Genomic DNA, 1,857 nt, shown 5'->3' with positions numbered 1-1,857 from the left:
CCGCTGGCGGGCACGCTCCGGCCCGAGCCCGGCCTCTGCCGGGGGCTGGAACGCGGCGAGGCGCCGGCCGCCACCGGGAAGGGCCCACTCGCCGTGCTCTGCCAGCGGCTCCTCGACGGGTTGACCGACGTGCCCGCGGCGGGTGCGGCGTGACCGGGCCGGCCGACGCCGGGGAACTGGCCGCCCGGGTCCGGCACCGGTTCGCCGCCGAGGCCACCCCGGTCACGCCCGCGGCCATCGTCTCCGCCGTCCGCGCCGAACCGGACGCCGCCGTGCTCGGGGACACCGCCCTGCTGCGGATCGCCGACCGGGTCCACGACGACCTCGTCGGCGCCGGTCCGCTCGCGCCGTTGCTGGCCGATCCGCAGGTCACCGACGTACTGGTGAACGGCACCCGGGTCTGGGTCGACCGGGGACGGGGCCTGCGCCAGGTGGCCGTCCCGATCGGTACGGTCGACGACGTCCGCCGGCTGGCCCAGCGCCTCACCGCGGCAGCCGGGCGCCGGCTCGACGACGCCTCCCCGTACGCCGACGCCCGGCTGCCCGACGGCACCCGGCTGCACGCCGTGCTGCCACCGGTGGCGACCGACGGGCCCTACCTGTCGCTGCGCACCTTCCGGCAGCGACCGTTCACCCTCGACGAACTGGTCCGGCAGGGCACCGTGCCCCGGCCGGTGGCCCCGCTGCTCGCCGCCGTCGTGGCCGCCCGGTTGGCGTACCTGGTCACGGGCGGGACCGGCTCCGGCAAGACCACCCTGCTCAACACGCTGCTCGGGCTGGTGCCGGGGACCGAGCGCATCGTGCTCGTGGAGGACGCGGCCGAGCTGCGGCCCGTGCACCCGCACGTGATCGGCCTCCAGGCGCGGACGTCCAACGTGGAGGGCGCCGGGGCGGTCGGGTTGAGCGACCTGGTCCGGCAGGCGCTGCGGATGCGGCCGGACCGGCTGGTGGTGGGCGAGTGCCGGGGCGCCGAGGTGGTCGACCTGCTCGCCGCGTTGAACACCGGCCACGACGGCGGGGCCGGGACGCTGCACGCCAACGCCGCGACGGACGTACCGGCCCGCCTGGAGGCGCTCGGGATGCTCGGTGGTCTGCCCCGGGCCGCCCTGCACGCCCAGGTCGCGGCCGCGCTCCAGGTGCTCCTGCAGCTCCGGCGGACCACCGAGGGTCGGGTGCTGGAGTCGGTCAGCCTGCTCCTGCCCGAGGGACCCGACCGGGTGGTCACCGTGGTCCCGGCCTGGCTACGCGGCCGCGGGCTCGGGCTCGCGGCCCGACCGCTCGGCGCCCTCCTGCGCGAGCGGGGGGTGGCGGTGCCACCGATCCTCTGCGCGGCGTGGCCGGGCTCGGCGGGCCCGTCGTGACCGGCCAGGCGTGGCTGGTGGCCGTGTTCCTGACCGGCGCCGCGGTGGTGGTCTCCTGGCCGCTGCGCGCCGGTCGGGCCCGGCGGCACGCGGTCCTCGACCTGGGAAACCGCCCTGGTCATGGCGGCGCCCGGCCGACCTGCGTCCGCCCGGGTGCGGGGCCCGGGCCGGTGGTGCGAACGCCGCACCCCAGCGTTCCCCACCTGCCCGCCACCACGCCCGAACGCCCCGCCGACCGTCCCCCTCCGGGGCGGCCACCGGGGCGGCGTGACCCGACCCGCCCGCCCGCCGGGCTCATCCCCACCGACTTCGTCCGCAACAGAGGATCAGTGCGAGCGGCGCAGGCGCCGTCCGTTGTGGTCGGTCGTTCGCCGTTGTCCGGGCGGCCTGCCCTGCTGGCGGCGGCCGTGGTCGGCGCCGGGGCCGGAGCGCTGCTCGGCGGCCCGGTGGCCGCGGTGGTGCTGGCCGCCTACGGCACGCTCGCGGCGCGGGCGGT

Annotated in this window: 1 protein-coding gene and 2 pseudogenes; all 3 read left to right on the top strand. The window is 78.6% G+C overall.

Features of this window, described 5'->3' with window-relative positions:
• Positions 1–153: pseudogene (locus tag B0E53_RS36090) on the top strand (septum site-determining protein minD); the annotation flags it as partial.
• The gene (locus tag B0E53_RS36085) at positions 150–1,361 is read left to right on the top strand and encodes a TadA family conjugal transfer-associated ATPase (RefSeq protein WP_107079881.1); all 1,212 of its coding nucleotides are present in this window, start codon (positions 150–152) and stop codon (positions 1,359–1,361) included. The pseudogene B0E53_RS36090 and the gene B0E53_RS36085, both read left to right, overlap by 4 nt.
• Positions 1,358–1,857, top strand: a pseudogene (locus B0E53_RS36080) (hypothetical protein); the annotation flags it as partial. The gene B0E53_RS36085 and the pseudogene B0E53_RS36080, both read left to right, overlap by 4 nt.

The sequence above is a fragment of the Micromonospora sp. MH33 genome (assembly GCF_003013775.1).
GTDB lineage: Bacteria > Actinomycetota > Actinomycetes > Mycobacteriales > Micromonosporaceae > Micromonospora > Micromonospora fulviviridis.
Note: the sequence above shows the minus strand (reverse complement) of the source record. Positions and strands in the feature narration are given on the sequence as shown.